At 69.5% G+C, this 20,432-nt stretch carries 17 protein-coding genes; 11 read left to right on the top strand and 6 right to left on the bottom strand.

Annotated features, from left to right (window positions below):
• Nucleotides 1-174: 174 nt before the first annotated feature.
• Genes betA through ACIQWX_RS31835 form a run of 3 tightly spaced genes read right to left on the bottom strand, consistent with a single transcriptional unit; the run spans nucleotide 175 to nucleotide 4,871 of the window.
• Complete coding sequence (betA, locus tag ACIQWX_RS31845; RefSeq protein WP_400878906.1) at nucleotides 175-1,833, bottom strand: choline dehydrogenase; 1,659 nt, start codon at nucleotides 1,831-1,833, stop codon at nucleotides 175-177.
• Between the two features lie 8 nt (nucleotides 1,834-1,841).
• Entirely contained in the window at nucleotides 1,842-3,410 is a 1,569-nt protein-coding gene (locus ACIQWX_RS31840) for an amino acid permease (RefSeq protein WP_400878903.1), read from the bottom strand.
• 33 nt (nucleotides 3,411-3,443) lie between these two features.
• A complete protein-coding gene (locus ACIQWX_RS31835; protein WP_400878901.1) occupies nucleotides 3,444-4,871 on the bottom strand; it encodes an aldehyde dehydrogenase family protein in 1,428 nt (475 codons plus the stop codon).
• Between the two features lie 91 nt (nucleotides 4,872-4,962).
• Here ACIQWX_RS31835 and ACIQWX_RS31830 point away from each other — a divergent pair, with 91 nt between their 5' ends.
• Nucleotides 4,963-5,541: a TetR/AcrR family transcriptional regulator gene (locus ACIQWX_RS31830; RefSeq protein WP_400878898.1), complete on the top strand. Its 579-nt coding sequence runs from the start codon at nucleotides 4,963-4,965 to the stop codon at nucleotides 5,539-5,541.
• 126 nt (nucleotides 5,542-5,667) lie between these two features.
• Entirely contained in the window at nucleotides 5,668-6,789 is a 1,122-nt protein-coding gene (locus tag ACIQWX_RS31825; protein ID WP_400878895.1) for an aromatic ring-hydroxylating dioxygenase subunit alpha, read from the top strand.
• Here ACIQWX_RS31825 and ACIQWX_RS31820 read toward each other — a convergent pair.
• Nucleotides 6,786-7,433, bottom strand: a complete 648-nt coding sequence (locus ACIQWX_RS31820) for a GntR family transcriptional regulator (protein WP_400878893.1) — start codon at nucleotides 7,431-7,433, stop codon at nucleotides 6,786-6,788. The two genes, ACIQWX_RS31825 and ACIQWX_RS31820, sit on opposite strands and share 4 nt — an antisense overlap.
• 57 nt (nucleotides 7,434-7,490) lie before the next feature.
• On the opposite strand from ACIQWX_RS31820, the gene glyA reads away from it, so the two are divergent.
• From glyA to ACIQWX_RS31785, 7 genes are read left to right on the top strand one after another with little or no spacing between them, the layout of a single operon-like run.
• Nucleotides 7,491-8,768, top strand: coding sequence for a serine hydroxymethyltransferase (gene glyA / locus ACIQWX_RS31815; RefSeq protein ID WP_400878891.1), 1,278 nt, complete (start codon nucleotides 7,491-7,493; stop codon nucleotides 8,766-8,768).
• Nucleotides 8,765-9,976, top strand: a complete 1,212-nt coding sequence (locus ACIQWX_RS31810; RefSeq protein ID WP_400878888.1) for a sarcosine oxidase subunit beta family protein — start codon at nucleotides 8,765-8,767, stop codon at nucleotides 9,974-9,976. Before glyA ends, ACIQWX_RS31810 begins: the two co-directional genes overlap by 4 nt.
• 8 nt (nucleotides 9,977-9,984) lie before the next feature.
• Complete coding sequence (locus ACIQWX_RS31805) at nucleotides 9,985-10,263, top strand: sarcosine oxidase subunit delta (protein ID WP_400878886.1); 279 nt, start codon at nucleotides 9,985-9,987, stop codon at nucleotides 10,261-10,263.
• The gene (locus ACIQWX_RS31800) at nucleotides 10,260-12,797 is read left to right on the top strand and encodes a 2Fe-2S iron-sulfur cluster-binding protein (RefSeq protein ID WP_400878883.1); all 2,538 of its coding nucleotides are present in this window, start codon (nucleotides 10,260-10,262) and stop codon (nucleotides 12,795-12,797) included. Before ACIQWX_RS31805 ends, ACIQWX_RS31800 begins: the two co-directional genes overlap by 4 nt.
• A complete protein-coding gene (locus ACIQWX_RS31795; protein ID WP_400878880.1) occupies nucleotides 12,787-13,257 on the top strand; it encodes a sarcosine oxidase subunit gamma in 471 nt (156 codons plus the stop codon). Before ACIQWX_RS31800 ends, ACIQWX_RS31795 begins: the two co-directional genes overlap by 11 nt.
• Nucleotides 13,257-14,099, top strand: a complete 843-nt coding sequence (gene purU, locus ACIQWX_RS31790) for a formyltetrahydrofolate deformylase (RefSeq protein WP_400878878.1) — start codon at nucleotides 13,257-13,259, stop codon at nucleotides 14,097-14,099. Before ACIQWX_RS31795 ends, purU begins: the two co-directional genes overlap by 1 nt.
• A gap of 10 nt (nucleotides 14,100-14,109) precedes the next feature.
• On the top strand, nucleotides 14,110-16,536 hold the full coding sequence (locus tag ACIQWX_RS31785) for an FAD-dependent oxidoreductase (RefSeq protein WP_400878876.1): 2,427 nt from the start codon (nucleotides 14,110-14,112) through the stop codon (nucleotides 16,534-16,536).
• Nucleotides 16,537-16,590: 54 nt separating this feature from the next.
• Here the strand turns inward: ACIQWX_RS31785 and ACIQWX_RS31780 are convergent, their stop codons facing one another.
• Nucleotides 16,591-16,947: a hypothetical protein gene (locus ACIQWX_RS31780; RefSeq protein ID WP_400878874.1), complete on the bottom strand. Its 357-nt coding sequence runs from the start codon at nucleotides 16,945-16,947 to the stop codon at nucleotides 16,591-16,593.
• A 147-nt stretch (nucleotides 16,948-17,094) separates the two neighbouring features.
• Between ACIQWX_RS31780 and ACIQWX_RS31775 the strand changes: the two genes are divergently transcribed.
• Nucleotides 17,095-18,444: a S1C family serine protease gene (locus ACIQWX_RS31775; RefSeq protein ID WP_400878871.1), complete on the top strand. Its 1,350-nt coding sequence runs from the start codon at nucleotides 17,095-17,097 to the stop codon at nucleotides 18,442-18,444.
• Nucleotides 18,445-18,447: 3 nt separating this feature from the next.
• Here ACIQWX_RS31775 and ACIQWX_RS31770 read toward each other — a convergent pair whose 3' ends face one another.
• Nucleotides 18,448-18,822: a MarR family winged helix-turn-helix transcriptional regulator gene (locus tag ACIQWX_RS31770; RefSeq protein ID WP_400878869.1), complete on the bottom strand. Its 375-nt coding sequence runs from the start codon at nucleotides 18,820-18,822 to the stop codon at nucleotides 18,448-18,450.
• Nucleotides 18,823-18,908: 86 nt separating this feature from the next.
• Here ACIQWX_RS31770 and ACIQWX_RS31765 point away from each other — a divergent pair, with 86 nt between their 5' ends.
• The gene (locus tag ACIQWX_RS31765) at nucleotides 18,909-20,378 is read left to right on the top strand and encodes an MFS transporter (RefSeq protein ID WP_400878866.1); all 1,470 of its coding nucleotides are present in this window, start codon (nucleotides 18,909-18,911) and stop codon (nucleotides 20,376-20,378) included.
• Nucleotides 20,379-20,432 lie beyond the last annotated feature (54 nt).

The following is a 20,432-nucleotide window of genomic DNA, read 5'->3' as shown; positions in this document are numbered from 1 at the left end:
CTCCGACTGTTGCGCATAAAGGAACATCAACTGTGATCCGCAACAAAGTCTGAGTCCCGGGAAGGACGTCGTCAAGGGGTACGCCCGGGTAGTTTCCGTTACCGGGTAACGGGTATCCCGGGCACGCCGAAGGCCCGTACCGAGGATGGCGGTACGGGCGCTGCGACGTCCGGGCTAGTTCTCCCCGTGCCGGTAGAACGGCGTCTTGATCGGGGCGAGCGGGGTGTTGCCGAGGATCAGGTCGGCGGCCTTCTCGGCGGTCATCATCACCGGCGCGTAGATGTTGCCGTTGGTGATGTAGGGCATCACCGACGCGTCGACCACGCGCAGGCCCTCGGTGCCGTGCACCCGCATGGTCTGCGGGTCGACGACGGACTTCTCGTCCACGCCCATCTTGGCCGTGCACGACGGGTGCAGCGCGGTCTCGGCGTCCTTGGCGACCCAGTCGAGGATCTCTTCGTCCGTCTCGACCGACGGCCCCGGCGAGATCTCCCCGTCGTTGAACGGGTCGAGCGCGGACTGGTTGAGGATCTTCCGCGCCACCCGGACCGCTTCGACCCATTCGCGGCGATCGTTCTCGGTGGACAGGTAGTTGAACTTGATCGCCGGGTGCCGCCGCGGGTCGGTCGAGGTGATCTTCACCGAGCCGCGGGTGTCGGCGTACATCGGGCCGACGTGCACCTGGTAGCCGTGGCCGCCCGTCGGCGCCGAACCGTCGTAACGGATCGCCACCGGCAGGAAGTGGAACATCAGGTTCGGGTACTTCACCTCGTCGTTGGACCGGACGAACCCGCCGCCCTCGAAGTGGTTGGTCGCGGCCGGCCCGGACCGCAGGAACAGCCACTGCGCGCCGATGTACGGACGCTTCCACTTCGCCAGCGACGGCTGCATCGACACCGGCTGCTTGCAGGCGTACTGGATGTACACCTCCAGGTGGTCCTGCAGGTTTTCGCCGACGCCCGGCAGGTCCTTGACGACGTCGATGCCGAGCTTCTCCAGTTCGGCCGCGTTCCCGACGCCGGAGAGCTGCAGCAGCTGCGGGCTGTTGATCGCGCCGCCGCAGAGGATGATCTCCTTGCCGTACACCTCGGCCGGTGCGTTGCGGCCCTGTGCGTACTCGACGCCGATCGCGCGAGTGCCGTCGAAAAGGATCTGCGACACGAACGCGTGCGTCTTCACGGTCAGGTTGGGCCGGTTCATCACCGGGTGCAGGTACGCACCCGCGGCGGACAACCGCCGTCCTTTTCGGACGTTGCGGTCGAAGGCCGCGAAGCCCTCCTGCCGGTAGCCGTTGACGTCGTCGGTGCGCGGGTAGCCCGCTTGCTCGGCGGCGTCGAAGAAGGCTTGGAACAACGGGTTCGACGCCGGGCCGCGCTCCAGCTCCAAAGGACCGTCGTGCCCGCGCCACTTCCCGTCCGGCGGGTCGGCGAGGCAGTTCTCCATCCGGTTGAAGTACGGCAGGCAGTGCGCGTAGTCCCAAGTGGACATTCCCGCGTCGGCGCCCCAGCGTTCGTAGTCCAGCGGGTTGCCGCGCTGGAAGATCATCCCGTTGATGCTTGACGACCCGCCGAGCACCTTGCCGCGCGCGTGGTAGATGCGCCGCCGGTTCATGAACGGCTCGGGTTCGCTGCGGTAGCCCCAGTCGTAGAACTTCGACCCGATCGGGAACGTCAGCGCGGCCGGCATGTGGATGAAGACGTCCCACTTGTAGTCCGACCGGCCCGCCTCCAGGACGAGAACCTTGTTCGCAGGGTCGGCCGAGAGCCGGTTCGCCAGCGCGCAGCCCGCCGAGCCACCGCCGACGATGACGAAGTCGTAGGTATCGGAACTCATGCGTCCTCCTAGCCGGGCAGCGTGTCCGGGGCGTTGTCGGGCATGTGCTCGGGGCTCGTGTGCGACGAACCCCAGGTGCGGCGCCGGACGTACAGCATGATCGCACCGATGATCACGATCAGCCCGGTGACGATCACCGCGCCCCACTGGAAGTACCAGTGGTCGTCGCCGTAGACCTCGGCGCGCGGCCAGATCAGGTTGACCGTCATCGCCCCGCCGTAGACGACCGCGACGAGGTTCACCAGCGTGCCCCAGCGGCCGAGCTTGAAGTACGGGCCGTGCTCCGGCCGCGGCCAGTGCCCGCGCAGGCGGCGCACCAGCATCGGGCCGGTGACCATCAGGTAGGGGATGTAGAACAGGATGATCGCGGTCGAGGTCAGGATGAAGAACGCCCGCTGGTTGCCGAGGTTGATCAGCAGCACGACGATCGTGAGGCCGCCGGTCAGCAGCGCCGGCAGCACCGGCGTCTTCGACCGCGGCGACACCTTCGCCATCGCCTTGCTGAAGGGCAGGCGGCCGTCGCGGGCCATCGCCCACGTCATCCGGATGGCCGCGGTCTGCACGGCCAGGCAGCACACGGTGATCGCGATCGCCGAGCAGATCAGGAACGCGTCGCCGAGTCCTTCGCCGAGGGTGCTCTTGAGCAGGTACGGCATGCCGGACGTGCTCAGCTCGTCGGCCTTGAGGTTGCCCACCGCCATCATGCCGAACAGCATGATCAGGCCGCCGACGATGAACGCGGCCGCGAGGGCCCGCAGGATCGCGCGGGGCGCGTGCCGCCGCGGCTGCGTCGTCTCCTCGGCCAGCGAACCGGCGGTGTCGAAGCCGTAGAAGACGTACGCGCTCATCAGCGACGCCACCAGGAACGCCCCGAGGTACCCGAAGGAGTGACCCTCGCCGGTGCCCGCGGTGTCGAAGACGAGGCCGGGGCCGCGTTTGATGTGGATGGCCAGCGCGATGACGAGCAGGATGCTCGCGCCCAGCTCGACCGCGACGCCGAAGTTGTTGATCTTCGCCATCAGCTTGACGCCGATGATGTTCACGATCGTCGCGAACACGATCAGGATCACGGCCAGGATGATGGCGTTCTGCGCCCCGCCCGGGGTGGACGTCAGGCCGGCGTCGGAGTCGCTGCCGACGATCTGGAACGCGGTCGACACCTGCGGCAGGATGATCTGGTAGGCCACCGCGACGGCGCCGGCGGTGACGATGGCACCGATGATCATGATCCAGCCGGCCAGCCACGACGTCGCGGGTTTCGCGATCTGCTTGGCCCACTGGTACACCGACCCGGCGAGCGGGAACTGGCCGGCCAGCTCGGCGAAGCACAGGGCGACGGCGAACTGGCCGAGGAAGACCAGCGGCCACGTCCAGATGAACGCCGGCCCGCCCGAGCCGAAGCCGAAGAAGAAGAGCTGGAACACGCCGGTCAGGATCGAGATGTAGCTGAACCCGGCGGCGAAGCTGGAGAACGACCCGAGCGAGCGCTCGAGCTCCTGGCGGTAGCCGAACTTCTCGAGGTCGGAACTGTCGTCGGCAGCAGGCCCCCCGCCCGCCGGTATTTCCCGAGTGGTCATGGCAACGTCCTCACGTGGTGGGGGAAGGGGGAATCAGCCCTTGAACCAGTGCTGCGGAACGGGATCGATGTTCTGGTAGACGTGCTTGCTCTCCTGGTACTCGGCCAGCCCGGACGGCCCGAGCTCGCGGCCGATGCCCGACTTGCCGAAACCACCCCACTCCGCCTGCGGAAGGTAGGGGTGGTAGTCGTTGATCCACACGGTGCCGTGGCGCAGGGCCCCGGCGACGCGCTGGGCGCGGGACGCGTCCGACGTCCACACGGCTCCGGCGAGCCCGTACTCGGTGTCGTTGGCCAGCGCGATCGCGTCGGCCTCGTCGGTGAAGCGTTCCACGGTGACGACCGGGCCGAAGACCTCTTCCCGGACGACCGCCATGTCCCTCGTGCAGTCCGAAAACACGGTCGGACGCAGGAAGAAGCCCTTCTCGTACTCGGGTCCTTCGGGCCGCTTGCCGCCCGCCCGCAGCGTCGCGCCTTCTTTGAGAGCGCTTTCGATGTAGCCCTCGACCTTGGCGCGGTGCTGCGCCGAGACGAGCGGGCCGGTTTCGGTCGAGGGGTCGAGGCCGTCGCCGACGCGGATCCGGTCGGCGCGCGCGGCGAGGTCGGTGACGAACCGGTCGTGGATCCCGTCCTGGACGATCAAGCGCGCACCCGCCGAGCAGACCTGTCCCGAGTGGACGAACGCGGCCATCAGCGCGTAGTCCAGCGCGGTGTCGTAGTCGGCGTCGGCGAAGACGACGTTCGGGTTCTTGCCGCCGAGTTCCAGGGCGACCCGGCGGACGCCCTTCGCGGCGGCCGTCATGATCTTCTCGCCGGTCGCGTAGCCGCCGGTGAAGGAGACCAGGTCGACACCCGGGTGCTCGACCATCGCCGCGCCGACCCGGCCGTCGCCGAGCAGCAGGTTGACGACGCCGTCCGGCACGCCGGCCTCTTCGAGCAGGGCGACCAGCTTGATCGTGGTCAGCGGCGTGACCTCGCTGGGCTTGAGCACGACGGTGTTGCCCGCGGCCAGCGCCGGCGCGACCTTCCAGGACATCTGCAGCAGCGGGTAGTTCCACGGCGCGATCAGCGCGCAGACGCCGACGGGCTCGTGCACGATCCGGCTGACGACGGTCGCGCTGCCCGCGTCGACCAGGCGGCCGGCGTCCTTGTCGGCGAGGTCGGCGTAGTAGCGGAAGACGCCTGTGACGTCGTCGATGTCGATGCCGCCCTCGCCGAGCGTCTTGCCGGTGTCGAGGCTCTCGGTGCGGGCCAGTTCTTCGCGGTCGCGGACCAGGAGGGCGGCTACCTTACGCAGTAAGGCACCGCGTTCGGTGGCGGTCGTCCGCCGCCACGGACCCTCGTCGAAGGCCCGGCGGGCGGCTCTGACCGCGGCGTCGACCTCCTCGTGCCCGGCTGCGGCGACCTGCTCGATCACCTGGCCGGTCGCGGGGTTCAGCACGTCGAGGTAGCGGTCCGTCATGCGGCCCTTCCCGGATCGGTAGTGGCTGCTTCGCGTCAAGAGTGCGTACATTTGTACGCGAAGTGTGTACAGATGTCCACAAGGGGGCTCGATGGCGAAGAGCGAACCCGGCGCGAGCAGGCGCCGCGGCCCGAACGACCCCGAACGGCGGGCCCGGATCGCCCAAGCGGCGATCGAGGTGGTCGCGCAGCGGGGGATCGACGGCGTCACGCACCGGTCGGTGGCGGCCGCCGCGGGTGTCCCGCTCGGCTCGACGACCTACCACTTCGCGACGCTGGACGACCTCCTCGAGGTCGCCCTGCACGAGGCCGCCGAGAAGAACGTGCACGCGCTGAAGGAGTGGGAGTCCGCGCTGCCGCCGGACGCCGATTTCGCCGCGGCGCTCGCCGACCTGGTGATGGGCTACGTCAACGAGCAGTACCGCGACACCGTCGTCGAGTACGACCTGTACGTCGCCGCCCTGCACCGGCCGGCGCTGCGCAAGGCGAGCGCGGCGTGGGACGAGGCGCTCATCGCCTTCTTCGGCATCCGCACGGACCCGCTGACCGGCCGGCTCCTGGCCGGGTTGTTCTGCGGCCTGCTCATGCAGCTGGCTCTCGCCGACCCCCGGCCGGGCCGCGAAGAGATCGAAACGCTGTTCCGGCGGGCGATCGACGGCCCGGCGGCCTGAACCGCCTGCGGGCACTGAAAAACCCGCCTTGACAGCCGCGCGTGGCGGCAGTCACTCTGTTCCGGAGTGAGCAACAAGACGCGTTCTGCGCAACTCCCGAACTGATCCGCGGAGAGGACCACGCCGGTGACCGCAATCGATCTCCCGCCGAGCCTGCTCGCCACCCTGCCCGGCTCCGCCTACACCGACCCGGCGGTCTTCGCGGCCGAACAGGCGAAGATCTTCGAAGCGGACTGGTTCTGCGCCGTGCGCAGCGCCGACCTCGCCGGGCCCGGGGCGTTCGAGACCGTGCAGATCGGCAAGGAGAGCGTCCTGGTCTCCCGGGGCCGGGACGGCAAGCTCAACGCGTTCCTCAACGTCTGCCGCCACCGCGGCGCCCGGCTGTGCACGTCCGAGAGCGGGACCGTGAAACGCGCGTTCCAATGTCCGTACCACGCCTGGACGTACGGCCTCGACGGCAAGCTGGTCGCCGCGCCCAACCTCACCGGCATGCCGGACGTCGACCGCACCGAGTTCGGCCTCACCCGGCTGTACCTGCGCGAATGGCTCGGCTACGCCTGGGTGTGCCTGGCCGATGAGCCGCCGTCGTTCGAAGAGACCGTCGTCGGCGCCGTCACCGAACGGCTCGGCGGCCCGGCCGAGATCGACGCCTACGGCATCGACGGCCTCGCCCTCGGCAAGCGCATCGAGTACGACGTGCGGGCGAACTGGAAGCAGATCATCGAAAACTTCATGGAGTGCTACCACTGCGCGACGATCCACCCGGAGCTGACCGAGGTGCTCCCGGAGTTCGCCGACGGCTACGCCGCGCAGTACTACGTCGGCCACGGCGCCGAGTTCGGCGGCGAGATCAAGGGCTTCACCGTCGACGGCTCCGAGGGCGTCGACCGCCTGCCCGGGGTCACCGAGGCGCAGGACCGCAAGTACTACGCGATCACCATCAAGCCGGGTGTCTTCGTCAACCTCGTCCCCGACCACGTCATCGTCCACCGCATGTTCCCGCTGGCACCCGACCGGACGCTGGTGCGCTGCGACTGGCTGTACCTGCCCGAGGTCGTCGAATCGGAGCGGGACCTCAGCCGGTCGGTGGAGTTGTTCCACCGCGTCAACCTGCAGGACTTCGAGGCGTGCGAACGCTGCCAGCTCGCGATGGACTCCCGCTCGTACGCGCGCGGCGGGGTGCTCGTGCCGAGCGAGCACCACATCGGCGCGTTCCACGACTGGGTCCGCGCCCGGCTGGCGGTCTAGATCAACGCGCGGATCGCGGCCTCGAACCCGGTGACGTGCTCGAGCGTCAGCGCGGCCGCCTTCTCGGCGTCACCCTCGATGATCGCGGTGAGGAGCGGGACGTGCTCGTCGACGTGGCCGGCCATCCCGGACAGCCGGGGCACGAACACGCACCAGATCCGGGTCGCCAGGTTGTCGTACCGGATCAGCGTGTCCTCGAGGAACGGGTTGTGCACGCACCGGTAGATCGCCCGGTGCAGGGCGAGGTCGGTGCGCAGCAGCTCGCTGTTGCCGCCGCCCGGGACGCCGGCGTCGAGCTGCGCGCGCAGCTCGGTCAGGGTCGTTCGGTCGGCGTCCGTGGCCCGCGAAGCCGCGGCGGCCGTCGCCATCGGTTCGAGGGTGCGCCGGACCTCGGAGATGTGCGCGAGGTCGGAGATGTTGACGTCGGTGGCGAACGTCCCGCGCCGCGGGTAGGCGACGACCAGCCGCTCGGATTCGAGGCGTTTCAGCGCTTCGCGGATCGGCGTCCGGCCCATGCCGAGTTCGCTGCCGAGCTCCTCCTCGTTGAGGGGGGAGCCGGGCCGGATGTCGAGCATGACCAGGCGATCACGGACGAAGAGGTACGCCTGTTCCGCCAGGGATGGGGGATTGACCTGCGGGTGCATGGCGCTTAGCCTACATCGACGATTGATATATCAGAAGTCGACCAGACGGAGTTTTCCATGACCGCGACGATCGACCAGCACGTGCTCAACCGGTCCCTGGCCGACTACGACCCGGCGGTGGCCGCCGCGATCGGCGCCGAGCTGCACCGGCAGCGGTCGACGCTCGAGATGATCGCCTCCGAGAACTTCGCCCCGCTGAGCGTCCTGCAGGCCCAGGGTTCGGTGCTCACCAACAAGTACGCCGAGGGCTACCCCGGCCGGCGCTACTACGGCGGCTGCGAGCACGTCGACGTCCTGGAGCAGCTCGCCATCGACCGCGTCAAGGCGCTGTTCGGCGCGGGGTTCGCCAACGTCCAGCCGCATTCGGGCGCGCAGGCCAACGCGGCGGCGATGGCCGCGCTCCTCAAGCCCGGCGACAAGATCCTCGGCCTCTCGCTGGCCCACGGCGGCCACCTCACGCACGGCATGCGGATCAACTTCTCCGGACTCCTCTACGACGTCGCCGCCTACGAAGTGTCCGAAAAGGACTTCCGGGTCGACATGGCCGAGGTCGAACGCCTCGCGAAGGAGCACCGGCCGAAGCTGATCATCGCCGGCTGGTCGGCCTACCCGCGTCAGCTGGACTTCGCGCGCTTCCGCGAGATCGCCGACGAGGTGGGCGCGTACCTGATGGTCGACATGGCCCACTTCGCCGGGCTGGTCGCCACCGGCCTGCACCCGTCGCCGGTGCCGCACGCGCACGTCACGACGACCACCACCCACAAAACCCTCGGCGGCCCGCGCGGCGGCGTGGTGCTGACGAACGACGCGGGCCTGGCCAAGAAGGTCAACTCCGCGGTGTTCCCCGGCCAGCAGGGCGGCCCGCTCGAGCACGTGATCGCGGCCAAGGCCGTCTCGTTCAAGATGGCTTCCGAGCCGGCGTTCGTCGAACGCCAGCAGCGCACCTTGCGCGGCGCGAAGCTCCTGGCCGAGCGGCTCCTGGTCGAGGACGGGATCTCGGTGCTGACCGGCGGCACCGACGTCCACCTTGTGCTCGTCGACCTGCGGAACTCCGAGCTGGACGGCAAGCAGGCCGAAGACCGGCTGCACGAGGTCGGCATCGCCGTGAACCGCAACGCCGTCCCGTTCGACCCGCGGCCGCCGATGGTCACCTCGGGCCTGCGGATCGGCACCCCGGCGTTGGCCACCCGCGGCTTCGGCGACGCCGAGTTCCGCGAAGCCGCCGACGTCATCGCCGAAGCCCTCAAGCCCGGCTACGACGTCGAGAAGCTGCGGTCCCGCGTCACCGCGCTGGCCGAGGCGTTCCCGCTGTACCCGGACGAGGAGGCCCGATGACCGATCTGCCGGAGCACCCGGACTTCCTGTGGGACAACCCCGAGCCCCGCAAGGCCTACGACGTCGTCATCGTCGGTGGCGGCGGGCACGGGCTCGCCACCGCCTACTACCTGGCCAAGCAGGGCATCACGAACGTCGCCGTGCTCGAAAAGGGCTGGCTCGCAGGCGGGAACATGGCCCGCAACACCACGATCATCCGCTCCAACTACCTCTGGGACGAGAGTTCCGGCATCTACGAGCACTCCCTCAAGCTGTGGGAAGGCCTCGAAGAGGACCTCGGCTACCCGATCCTGTTCAGCCAGCGCGGGGTGCTCAACCTGGCGCACAGCCTGCAGGACGTCCGCGACAGCGTCCGCCGCGTCGAGGCCAACAAGCTCAACGGCATCGACGCCGAATGGGTGGACGCCGACGGCGTCAAGGAAATCTGCCCGATCGTCAACACCTCCCCGGACGTCCGCTACCCGGTGCTCGGCGCGACCTTCCAGCCACGCGCGGGCATCGCCAAGCACGACTACGTGGCCTGGGGCTTCGCTCGCGCCGCGCACGAACTGGGTGTCGACCTCATCCAGAACTGCGAGGTCACCGGCATCTCCACTGTGGACGGACGGGTCACCGGCGTCGAGACGTCCCGGGGCCGGATCGCCGCCGGGAAGGTCGCGCTGTGCGCGGCCGGGCACACCTCGGTGCTGGCCCGGATGGTCGGCCTCGACCTGCCGCTGACGTCGCACCCGTTGCAGGCGCTGGTGTCCGAGCTCCTCGAACCGATCCACCCGACGGTCGTCATGTCGAACGCCGTGCACGTCTACGTTTCCCAGGCGCACAAGGGCGAACTCGTGATGGGCGCCGGCATCGACTCGTACAACGGATACGGCCAGCGCGGTTCGTTCCACATCATCGAGCAGCAGATGGCGGCCGCGCTGGAGCTGTTCCCGGTGTTCGCGCGGGCGCACCTGCTGCGGACGTGGGCGGGGATCGTCGACACCAGCCCGGACGCCTCGCCGATCATCGGCCTCACTCCGGTGGAGAACCTGTTCCTCAACTGCGGCTGGGGGACCGGTGGCTTCAAGGCCACCCCCGGCGTCGGCGACGTCTTCGCGGCGACCGTCGCGCGCGGCAAGCCCCATGAATACGCCGAGCCGTTCAGCCTCGACCGGTTCACCACCGGTGCCCTCGTCGACGAGCACGGCGCCGCCGCCGTCGCGCATTAGGAGATCCCGTGCAACTCATCCCCTGCCCCTGGTGCGGGCCTCGCGAGGAAGCCGAGTTCCACTACGGCGGCCAAGCGCACGTCGCCTACCCGGCGGATCCCTCGACACTGTCCGATGAGGAGTGGGCCAAGTTCGTCTTCTTCCGCGACAACCCGAGCGGGCCGTTCGCCGAGCGGTGGAGCCATTCGGCGGGCTGCCGCCGGTGGTTCAACGCCGTCCGCGACACCCGCACCCACGACCTCCTGGCGGTCTACCGCCTCGACGAGCCCCGGCCGGTGATCTCGTGACCCGATTGTCCGGCGTCCCGCTCAAGTTCACCTTCGACGGCCGCGAGCTGACCGGTTTCCTCGGCGACACCTTGGCTTCCGCGTTGCTGGCCAACGGCATCCACCACGTCGCGACCAGCATCAAGTACGGGCGGCCGCGCGGGATCGTCGCCGCCGGCGTCGAGGACTCGAACGCGTTGGTGCAGATCGAAAAGCCGTTCCCCGAGCCGATGCTTTCGGCGACGGCGGTCGAGCTGTACGACGGTCTGGAGGCCCGCGGCCTGCGTGGTCAAGGCCGGCTCGCCGCCGAGCCGGACCCGGCGCGGTACGACGCCAAGCACGCCCACTGCGATGTCCTGGTCATCGGCGCTGGTCCCGCCGGCCGTGCCGCCGCTGCCGCCGCGTCCGGCCGGGTGCTGCTCGTCGACGACCAACCCGACGGCGAAGCTCCCGAGGGAGTCCGGTTCCTTTCGCGCACCACGGCGTTCGGCGTCTACGACGACGGGTTCGTGCTCGCCCTGGAACGCCGGGCTGAGCCCGCAGCCCCGGAACGCATCTCGCGGCAGCGCGTCTGGCGGATCCGGGCGAAGCGGATCGTCATCGCCACCGGCGCCCACGAACGGCCGATCGTCTTCCCGGACAACGACCGTCCCGGCATCATGCTCGCCTCGGCCGCGCGCACGTACCTGAACCGCTACGGCGTCTTGGCCGGGCGGCGCGTGGTCGTGTTCACCACCAACGACTCCGCTTACGAGGCTGCGTCCGACCTGGCGGGAGCCGGGGCCGAGATCGTGCGGATCGTCGACGCCCGCGAGGGGTACGGAGTCATCGGCACCGACGGCGATCAGCACATCACTGCCGCGCACATCGCTCCGCTGGGATCGCTGGTGGGTGAGCGCGTCGAGTGCGACCTGCTGCTCGTGTCCGGCGGCTGGAACCCGGCCGTCCACCTCTACAGCCAGGCCCGCGGCAAGCTCCGGTACGCCCCGGAACTGGGCGCGTACGTCCCGGACGGCTCGCTCCCGACCGTGAGCGTCGTGGGTGCCGCGGCCGGTGAAGGCCTGCCGGAAACCAAGGTGCTCTGGCAGGTGCCCGCGCCGGAGTCCGAAGTGGACACCCGGTTCGTGGACCAGCAGCGCGACGCGACCGTGTCGGACGTCCTGCGTGCCACCGGCGCCGGCCTGCGGTCGCTGGAGCACATCAAGCGCTACACGACCATCGGCACCGCGCACGACCAGGGCAAGACGTCCGGCATGCTCGCCGCCGGCATCACGGCCGAGGCCCTCGGTGTCGACTTGGCGACCCAGCGCCCGACGACGTTCCGGCCGCCGTACACGCCGGTCGCGTTCGCCGCGCTGGCCGGGCGCGACCGCGGTGAGCTGCACGACCCCGTGCGCGTCACGACGATCCACCCGTGGCACGTCGAACACGGTGCCGAGTTCGAGAACGTCGGCCAGTGGAAGCGGCCGTGGTACTACCCGCGGCCCGGCGAGTCGATGCACGACGCCGTCCGGCGCGAATGCCGGGCGGCCCGCAACGACGTCGCCGTGATGGACGGGTCCACGTTGGGCAAGATCGACGTCCAGGGCCCGGACGCCGGCTGGTTCCTCGACATGCTCTACACGAACATGATGAGCACGCTGAAGGTCGGCCGGATCCGCTACGGCGTGATGTGCGGTGTGGACGGCATGGTGATCGACGACGGTACCGTGATCCGCGTCGGCGAGGAGCGGTTCCTGGTCACGACGACGACCGGCAACGCGGCGATGGTCCTCGAGTGGATGGAGGAGTGGCTTCAGACGGAGTGGCCGCACCTGCGCGTTTTCGCGACGTCGGTGACCGAGCACTGGACCACGATCCCGCTGGTCGGCCCGCGTTCGCGAGAAGTCCTCGGCCGCCTGGCGCCTGCCCTCGACGTCTCGAACGAGGCCTTCGGGTTCATGACCTGGCAGGACGCCGAGGTCGCCGGTCTCCAAGCGCGCGTCTGCCGGATCAGCTTCTCCGGCGAACTGGCGTACGAGATCAACGTGCCGTCGTGGTACGGACTTCAGCTCTGGCAGTCCATAGTGGATCAAGGGGCGACGCCGTACGGCACCGAGACCATGCACGTCCTGCGGGCCGAGAAGGGCTACCCGATCATCGGCCAGGACACCGACGGCACGGTCACCCCGCAAGACCTCGGCATGTCCTGGGCCGTGTCGAAGAAGAAGGCCGACTTCATCGGCAAGCGGTCCTTCGCCCGCGCCGAGAACAACCGGCCGGACCGCAAGCAATTCGTCGGCCTGCTGCCGGTCGACCCGTCGGTGCTGTTGCCGGAGGGCTCGCAGATCATCGAATCGGAGGTCGTGCCGGAACCGCCGGTGCGGATGCTCGGCCACGTGACGTCCAGCTACGACAGCGCCGCCCTCGGCCGCACCTTCGCGCTCGCTCTGGTGCGCTCGGGTCGCGAGCGGGTCGGCGAGACGCTGTACGTGCCGGTCGGGGACCAGGTCGTGCCGGTGACCGTGACCGAATCCGTGCTCTTCGACAAGGAAGGAGCCCGCCGTGACGGTTGACGCGGTCGACGAACCGTTCCGCACCCAGCTCACCGTCCGCCTCCGCGACGGCGACACCCTTCTCGGCGTCCCCTTGCCCGGCCCGTGCCGGTACACGAGCGGCCACGGCGTCGACATCCTCTGGATGGGCCCCGACGAGTACCTCGTCCTCGGACCGGAGCTTTCACGTGAAAGCTCCGACCTGGAAGCGGCACTTTCACGTGAAAGTGCCGCGGTGGTGGATGTGTCGGCGCAGCGCAACGTCGTGCGGCTCACCGGTGAGCATGCGGCTGATGTGCTGGCGCACGGGTGCTCGATCGACCTGGAGGCGTCGCCGCCGGGTACCTGCGTGCAGACGTTGCTCGCGCGGACCGGGATCGTGCTGATGGTCCGGGAGGACGGCTTCACGATCCTCGTGCGGCAGTCCTTTTCGGACTATTTCAAGGCATGGCTGGCCGACGCGAGCCTGGAGTACGTCTGATGGCCTTCACCCTGACGCTCAAGTGCCCGGAACGCTCGGGCATCGTCCACGCCGTCACGACGTTCCTCGTCGGGCAGGGCTGCGACATCGTCGAGCACCAGCAGTTCGACGACGACGTCCGCGGCTCGCTGTTCCTGCGCACGTCGTTCACCTGCGCCGAGCAGACCACAGTGGACGATCTGACGCGGGCGTTCGCGCCGGTGGCCGGGGACTTCGGCATGGAGTTCGACTTCTCGGACGGCACTCCGCCGCGCATCCTCGTGATGGTGTCGAAGTTCGGGCACTGCCTCAACGACCTGCTGTTCCGCTGGCGCGCCGGCGGGCTGGGCGCGGAGATCGCGGTGGTCGTGTCCAACCACGAAGACCTGCGGCCGATGGCCGAGGCGGCCGGCGTGCCGTTCGTGCACGTCCCGGTCGCGCCCGACACCAAGCCGGAGGCCGAACAGCGGCTCTTGGACCTGGTCGGGGAGTACGAAGTGGACTTGATCGTGCTCGCCCGGTACATGCAGGTGCTGTCCAACGAGCTGTGCCAGAAGCTCGAAGGCCGTGCGATCAACATCCACCACTCGTTCCTGCCCGGGTTCAAGGGCGCCAAGCCCTACCACCAGGCCTACGACCGCGGCGTCAAGTACGTCGGCGCGACCGCGCACTACGTCACGCCCGACCTCGACGAAGGCCCGATCATCGAGCAGGAGGTCCAGCGCGTCGACCACACGTACTCACCGCGCGAGCTGGTGACCGTCGGCCGCGACGCCGAAGCCCTCGCCCTCTCCCGCGCGGTGCGCTGGCACTGCGAACGCCGCGTCCTGCTCAACGGCAACAGCACCGTCGTCTTCCGTTAGGAGATCCGCCATGACCGCACCGAAAGTCGTGATCATCGGCGCCGGCATCGTCGGCGCGAACCTGGCCGACGAGCTGACCACCCGCGGCTGGACCGACGTCACCGTGCTCGACCGGGGCCCGCTGCCGCGCACCGGCGGGTCGACGTCCCACGCGCCCGGCCTGGTGTTCCAGACCAACCCGTCCAAGGCGATGACGGACTTCGCTCGCTACACCGTCGAAAAGCTGCGGAGCCTGGACTGCTTCCTCCAGGTCGGTGGCATGGAGCTCGCGACCACCCCGGCCCGCTGGGAAGACCTCAAGCGCAAGCACGGCTGGGCGACGTCGTGGGGCGTCGAAGGACGGCTGATCGACGCGGCCGAATGCGTCGAGCGCTGGCCGCTCCTGGACGAGTCCCGCATCTTCGGCGCGCTGCACGTCCCGACCGACGGGCTCGCGCGGGCCGCCAAGGCCGTCGAAGTCCTGGCCGCGCGCGCCGGTGAGCGTGGCGCGAAGTTCCTCGGCTCGACCCGCGTCACCGACGTGCTGCAGGAACGCGGCCGCGTCACCGGCGTCCGGACCGACCAGGGCGACTTCCCGGCCGACGTCGTCGTGTCGTGCGCGGGCTTCTGGGGTCGCGAGATCGGCGCGATGGCGGGCATGGACGTCCCGCTGCTGCCCCTGGCCCACCAGTACGCCAAGACCGGTCAGGTCGCGGAACTCGTCGGGCGCAACACCGACGAGGTCGAGGCGAGCCTGCCGATCCTGCGGCACCAGGACCAGGACCTGTACTTCCGCGAGCACGTCGACCGGCTCGGCATCGGCTCCTACGCGCACCGGCCGATGCCGGTCGAAGAGTCCACACTGGACCCGACGGTGACCGAGACGGCCATGCCGTCCATGCTGCCCTTCACCGAGGACGACTTCGCGCCGTCGTGGGAACAGAGTCAACTGCTGTTGCCCGCGCTGCGGCAGACGAAGGTCGAAGAAGGCTTCAACGGCATCTTCTCCTTCACCCCGGACGGCCAGTCGCTGGTCGGCGAGTCGGCCGACGTCCGCGGGTTCTGGCTGGCCGAGGCGATCTGGGTGACGCACTCCGCCGGCATCGCGAAGGCGGTCGCCGAACTGCTCGTCGACGGGCATTCCGAAGTGGACACCCACGACATCGACGTCCACCGCTTCGAGGAGGTGCAGCTCGCGCCGTCGTACGTGCGCGAGACGGCGCAGCAGAACTTCGTCGAGGTCTACGACATCCTGCACCCGTTGCAGCCCAAGCTGTCCCCGCGCGATCTGCGCGTAACGCCGTTCCACGCCCGGCAACGCGAGCTGGGCGCGGTGTTCCTGGAGGCGGGCGGCTGGGAGCGCCCGCACTGGTTCGAGGCCAACGCGCCGCTGCTGAAGAAGCTCCCGCACGACGCGCTGCCGCCGGCGCGGGACGCGTGGTCGGCGCAGTTCCACTCGCCGATCGCGGCGGCCGAGGCGTGGCAGACGCGCAACGGCGTCGCGCTGTACGACATGACACCGTTGAAGCGCGTGGAGATCAGCGGACCCGGCTCACTGGAGTTCCTGCAGTCGCTGACGACCAACCAGCTCGCCAAGTCGGTCGGCTCGGTGACGTACACGCTGATGCTCGACAACGCCGGCGGCATCCGCAGCGACGTCACCGTGGCCCGGCTCGAACCGGACCTGTTCCAGGTCGGGATCAACGGGAACATCGACGTCGACCACTTCGTCAAGCACGCACCGCCCGGCGTCCGGGTCCGGGACGTCACCGGCGGGACGTGCTGCATCGGCGTCTGGGGGCCACTCGCTCGTGATCTCGTGCAGCCGCTGTCGCACGAGGACTTCTCGCACGCCGGTTTGAAGTACTTCCGGGCACGCAAGGCGCGAATCGCCGGGGTGCCGGTGGTCGCGATGCGACTGTCCTATGTGGGCGAACTCGGCTGGGAAATCTATACGAGCGCGGACAACGGCCTGCGGCTGTGGGACGCGCTGTGGGCGGCCGGGCAGCCCCTCGGCGTCATCGCGGCCGGCCGGGCGGCCTTCAACAGCCTGCGGCTGGAGAAGGGCTACCGGCTGTGGGGCACCGACATGACCACCGAACACGACCCGTACGAGGCGGGTGTCGACTTCGCGGTGCGCCCGGCGAAGGGTGACTTCCTCGGCCGGGATGCCCTCGAAGGCCGGACGCCGTCGCGGCGGTTGCGGTGCCTCACGATCGACGACGGCCGCACGGTCGTCCTGGGCAAGGAACCGGTGTTCGTCGACGGCGTGGCTTCGGGCTACGTCACGAGCGCGGCGTACGGGTACACCATCGGGCGGCCGATCGCCTACGCGTGGCTCCCGGCGGCGGCGGACATCGGCAGCAGCGTGGAGATCGAGTACTTCGGCCGCCGGGTCGCGGCCACCGTGGCCGCCGAGCCACTGGTCGACCCCGGCATGGAACGAATCCGGCGGTGAGCGTGACCGGATCACGAGCGACGTCCTGAAGCCTCTCCGGGAGGCGGGCGGTGGTCAGTCGCTGAAGTCGCCGTTCATCGACTGCGTCGACGGGCCGTCCCCGGAGCCGGCGCTGCTGCTCTGGAGCCTCCCGTCGAGCTTGGCCGTCGCCTTGACCGAGCCGTCGGTGTACTTCATGACGACCCGGTACTCGTGCTTGCCGGTGCCGGCGGGGAAGCTGAACGTCCGGCTCCACGGCAGCTTCACGGCCGTCTCGGTCGTTTCCTTGCCGTCGACCGTGCAGGTCAGCGTGGTGATGGTGGCGGTGCCGGAAACGTCGAACACGAGCTGGTGCGGCTCGCCCGGAGGTGCTTCGTTGCCGCAGCCCGCGGCCAGCACCGCGGCGGTCAGGAACACGACGGTGCGCTTCACCCCCCGAGGGTAACGTCGGTCACGTCGGCATGTCGGCCGTTCCGGGCGGGTACATCCACAGCAACTCCATGGAAGCGCGCCAGGAAATTCTCAGGAACGAGGCGTTTCCTGGAACGGCCGGAGGCTTGTCGAGGGCTGGAGCTGTGCATGAGCGAGTACGACCGAGGACCGCAGGGCGGCGGCGAGTACCCGTACGGCTACGGCCAGGGCCACTACCCGCAAGGTCAGGGCTACTACGACCAGCAGCCCCACTACGGTCAGCAGCCCTATGACCAGCCCCGCGACCAGTGGGGCCGCCCGTACCCGCCCCAGTACACCCAGCCGCAGGGTTTCCACGGTCCTGAGGGCTATTACGGCCGGCCGGGCTATCCGCCGCCCGTTCCGCAGCCGCCGCGCCGGCGTCCCGTCCGGGCGCTGGCCTTCGCCGTGGTCGCGGTGGCGATCGCCGTCGTCGCCGGGCTCGGCATCGGGCACCTCATCTCGGCGTCGACCAGCCCGAGCGCGAGCGGCAACCAGAACTTCGGCTTCTCCGGGCAGCCCAGCTCGTCGCAGACGGTGCTCGACGCCGACGCCGTGGCCGCGAAGGTCAACCCGGCCATCGTCAACATCAACACCGAGCTCGGCCTGCAGGGCGCGGCCGCGGCGGGCACCGGGATCGTGCTCACCGCGGACGGCGAGATCCTGACGAACAACCACGTCGTCGCCGGCGCGACCAGCATCAAGGCGACCAGCATCGGCACCGGCGACACGTACAAGGCGCACGTCGTCGGCTACAACCGCAGCGAGGACATCGCGGTCATCCAGCTCGAAGGCGCCTCCGGTCTGCCGACCGCCAGCATCGGCGACTCGTCGACGGTCAAGGTCGGCGACCAGATCCTCGGCCTCGGCAACGCGGGCGGCAAGGGCGGCGACCCGGTGCCGGCGCCGGGCACGGTGACGGCGCTGGACCAGTCGATCACGGCGTCCGACGAGTCGAGCGGCTCGTCCGAGCAGCTCACCGGCCTGATCCAGGTCCGCGCGAACATCGAGTCCGGCGACTCCGGTGGGCCGCTGGTCAACGCGGACGCGCAGGTCATCGGCGTCGACACGGCCGCGTCCACCGGTTATCAGCTCAACGGCCGCCGCAGCGGCGGCGCCGGGCAGGGCTTCGCGATCCCGATCAACCAGGCGGTCGACATCGCGCACAAGATCGTCGCGGGCACGGCGACGGACAAGATCCACATCGGCAAGACGGCGTTCATCGGGGTCTCGGTGGCGGACGGCCAGGGCGGCGCCCAGGTCCGCGAGGTGGTCGCGCGCGGCCCGGCGCAGCAGGCGGGGCTCGCGGCGGGCAGCGTGATCACGGCGATCGACGGCGTGCCGGTCGACTCGGCGACGACGTTGACGAACGTGATGGACACCCACCACCCGGGTGACAAGCTGACGCTGACGGTCACGGACGCGTCGGGGGCGCAGCAGCAGTTGCAGGTGACGGCCGCGGAGGGTCCGGTCGGCTGACGGTCAGCGCAGGGTCTCGTTGAGCACTTCGCGGTGCGTCTGCTTGGCCGCGAGGTACTTCTCCCGGCCGGCGTCGGTGATCGTCACGAAGATGCCGCGCCGGTCGACCTCGCACAACGCTCGCTCGACCAGGCCTTCCTTCTCCAGCCGGGCGACCAGCCGTGACGTCGCGCTCTGGCTGAGGTGGATCGCCCCGGTCAGGTCGGCCGAGCGGCACTTGAAGTCGCACGTCGCGAGGCGCTCCAAGGCCTCGAACTCGTTCGCGCCGATGCCGTGGCGCTCCTGCAGCCGGCACTCGAGCGTGGTGAACACGGCCGAGTAGCGGGCCAGCAGCTCGTGCCACTCTTCGACCAGACCTTGCTCAGCGACGTCGCTCACGGCGACCAACTTAGCATGCGCAAGCATCAGATGCAAACACATTAAATGCTTCGACATTAGATGCGCGTGCATGTACTGTCGCCGCCATGAGCTCTTCCGTGTCCTTGTCCACCACCTCGACCCGGTGGGACGCACGTCTCTGGGGTGTCCTGCTCACCGTTTCGATCGTCATCGGCCTCGACGCGCTCGACGTGTCGATGGTCGGCGTCGCGCTCCCCGTCATCCAGGCCGACCTGGGCCTGTCCACCAACGCGCTGCAATGGGTCGTCAGCGGGTACGTCCTCGGCTACGGCGGGCTGCTGCTGCTCGGCGGGCGCACCGCCGACCTGCTCGGCCGCCGCCGCGTGTTCCTCGTCGCCGTCGCCGTGTTCGCGCTGGCCTCGCTGCTCGGCGGCCTCGTCGACGACGGCGCGCTGCTCATCGCGAGCCGTTTCGTCAAGGGCCTCGCCGCCGCGTTCACCGCGCCGGCCGCGCTGTCCATCATCACCACGACGTTCCAGGAAGGCCCGGCCCGCAACAAGGCGATCAGCATCTTCGCCGTGTTCGGCGCCAGCGGGTACTCCGCCGGTCTCGTGTTCTCCGGCCTGCTGACCGAGGTCGGCTGGCGCTGGACGTTCCTGCTGCCCGCCCCGATCGCGCTCGTCGCGCTGGTCGCGGCCTGGAAGCTGATCCCGTCGTACCAGCGGGAAGAGGGGCGCGGCTACGACTTCCCGGGCGCGATCACCGGCGCCGCCGGCTCGCTGCTGCTGGTGTTCGGCGTCGTCGAAGCGCCGGAGATCGGCTGGGCCGCACCGCGCACGCTGATCACGTTCGCCGTCGCGCTCGCCCTGCTGGTGACGTTCGTGGTCATCGAGAAGCGCAGCGCGCACCCGCTGCTGCGGCTGGGGATCCTTCGCTCCGGACCGCTGGCCAGGGCGAACCTCGGCGGGGCGCTGTTCTTCGGCGCGTACATCGGGTTCCAGTTCGTCGTGATGCTGTACCTGCAGCGGGTGCTGGGCTGGTCCGCGCTGCAGACGGCGCTCGGCTTCCTGCCGGCGGCGCTGATCGTGGCGTTCGGCTCGCCGCGCATCGAGCCGCTGATCGACCGCGTCGGCACGCCGCGCACGATCTTCGCGGGCGTGGTTGCGCACGTCATCGGCTACGCGCTGTTCCTGCGGGTCGACGAGCACTCGGGGTACGCGGCGTTCGTGCTGCCCAGCATGATCCTGCTCGGCATCGGCTTCACGCTGGCGTTCTCGTCGCTGAACATCCAGGCGACGGCCGGGATTTCGGACAGCGAGCAGGGTCTGGCGGGCGGCCTGCTGAACACGTCCCTGCAGGTCGGCGGCGCGATCGGGCTCGCGGTCGTGACGGCGGTCCTGACCGCGAACGGCGGTCGTGAAGCCTCGCCGGCCGCGCTGCTCACCGGGTTGACGCCGGCGTTGAGCGTGGTCACCGGCATCGCGGTGCTGGGGCTGCTGATCGCGATCAGCGGCCTGGCCGCCCGCAAGAAGCCGGCCGAGGAGCCGGCCGAGGAGCCGGTCCCGGAGGCCGATCTGCTGGCTCTCGCGGACTGACCCGGATGACGTGAATGACTCATTCATGTCGCCAGGCGACATGAATGAGTCATT

The organism is Amycolatopsis sp. NPDC098790, assembly GCF_044759945.1.
Classification (GTDB): Bacteria; Actinomycetota; Actinomycetes; order Mycobacteriales; family Pseudonocardiaceae; genus Amycolatopsis.
Note: the sequence above shows the minus strand (reverse complement) of the source record. Positions and strands in the feature narration are given on the sequence as shown.

Bases quoted from the DNA above. Each gene is read 5' to 3' on its own strand.
- ACIQWX_RS31835 (WP_400878901.1), bottom strand. From the start codon at position 4,871: ATGACGGACCGCTACCTCGACGTGCTGAACCCCGCGACCGGCCAGGTG.
- ACIQWX_RS31775 (WP_400878871.1), top strand. From the start codon at position 17,095: ATGAGCGAGTACGACCGAGGACCGCAGGGCGGCGGCGAGTACCCGTAC.
- purU (WP_400878878.1), top strand. From the start codon at position 13,257: ATGGCCTTCACCCTGACGCTCAAGTGCCCGGAACGCTCGGGCATCGTC.
- glyA (WP_400878891.1), top strand. From the start codon at position 7,491: ATGACCGCGACGATCGACCAGCACGTGCTCAACCGGTCCCTGGCCGAC.
- ACIQWX_RS31830 (WP_400878898.1), top strand. From the start codon at position 4,963: ATGGCGAAGAGCGAACCCGGCGCGAGCAGGCGCCGCGGCCCGAACGAC.
- ACIQWX_RS31840 (WP_400878903.1), bottom strand. From the start codon at position 3,410: ATGACCACTCGGGAAATACCGGCGGGCGGGGGGCCTGCTGCCGACGAC.
- ACIQWX_RS31820 (WP_400878893.1), bottom strand. From the start codon at position 7,433: ATGCACCCGCAGGTCAATCCCCCATCCCTGGCGGAACAGGCGTACCTC.
- betA (WP_400878906.1), bottom strand. From the start codon at position 1,833: ATGAGTTCCGATACCTACGACTTCGTCATCGTCGGCGGTGGCTCGGCG.
- ACIQWX_RS31810 (WP_400878888.1), top strand. From the start codon at position 8,765: ATGACCGATCTGCCGGAGCACCCGGACTTCCTGTGGGACAACCCCGAG.
- ACIQWX_RS31785 (WP_400878876.1), top strand. From the start codon at position 14,110: ATGACCGCACCGAAAGTCGTGATCATCGGCGCCGGCATCGTCGGCGCG.
- ACIQWX_RS31765 (WP_400878866.1), top strand. From the start codon at position 18,909: ATGAGCTCTTCCGTGTCCTTGTCCACCACCTCGACCCGGTGGGACGCA.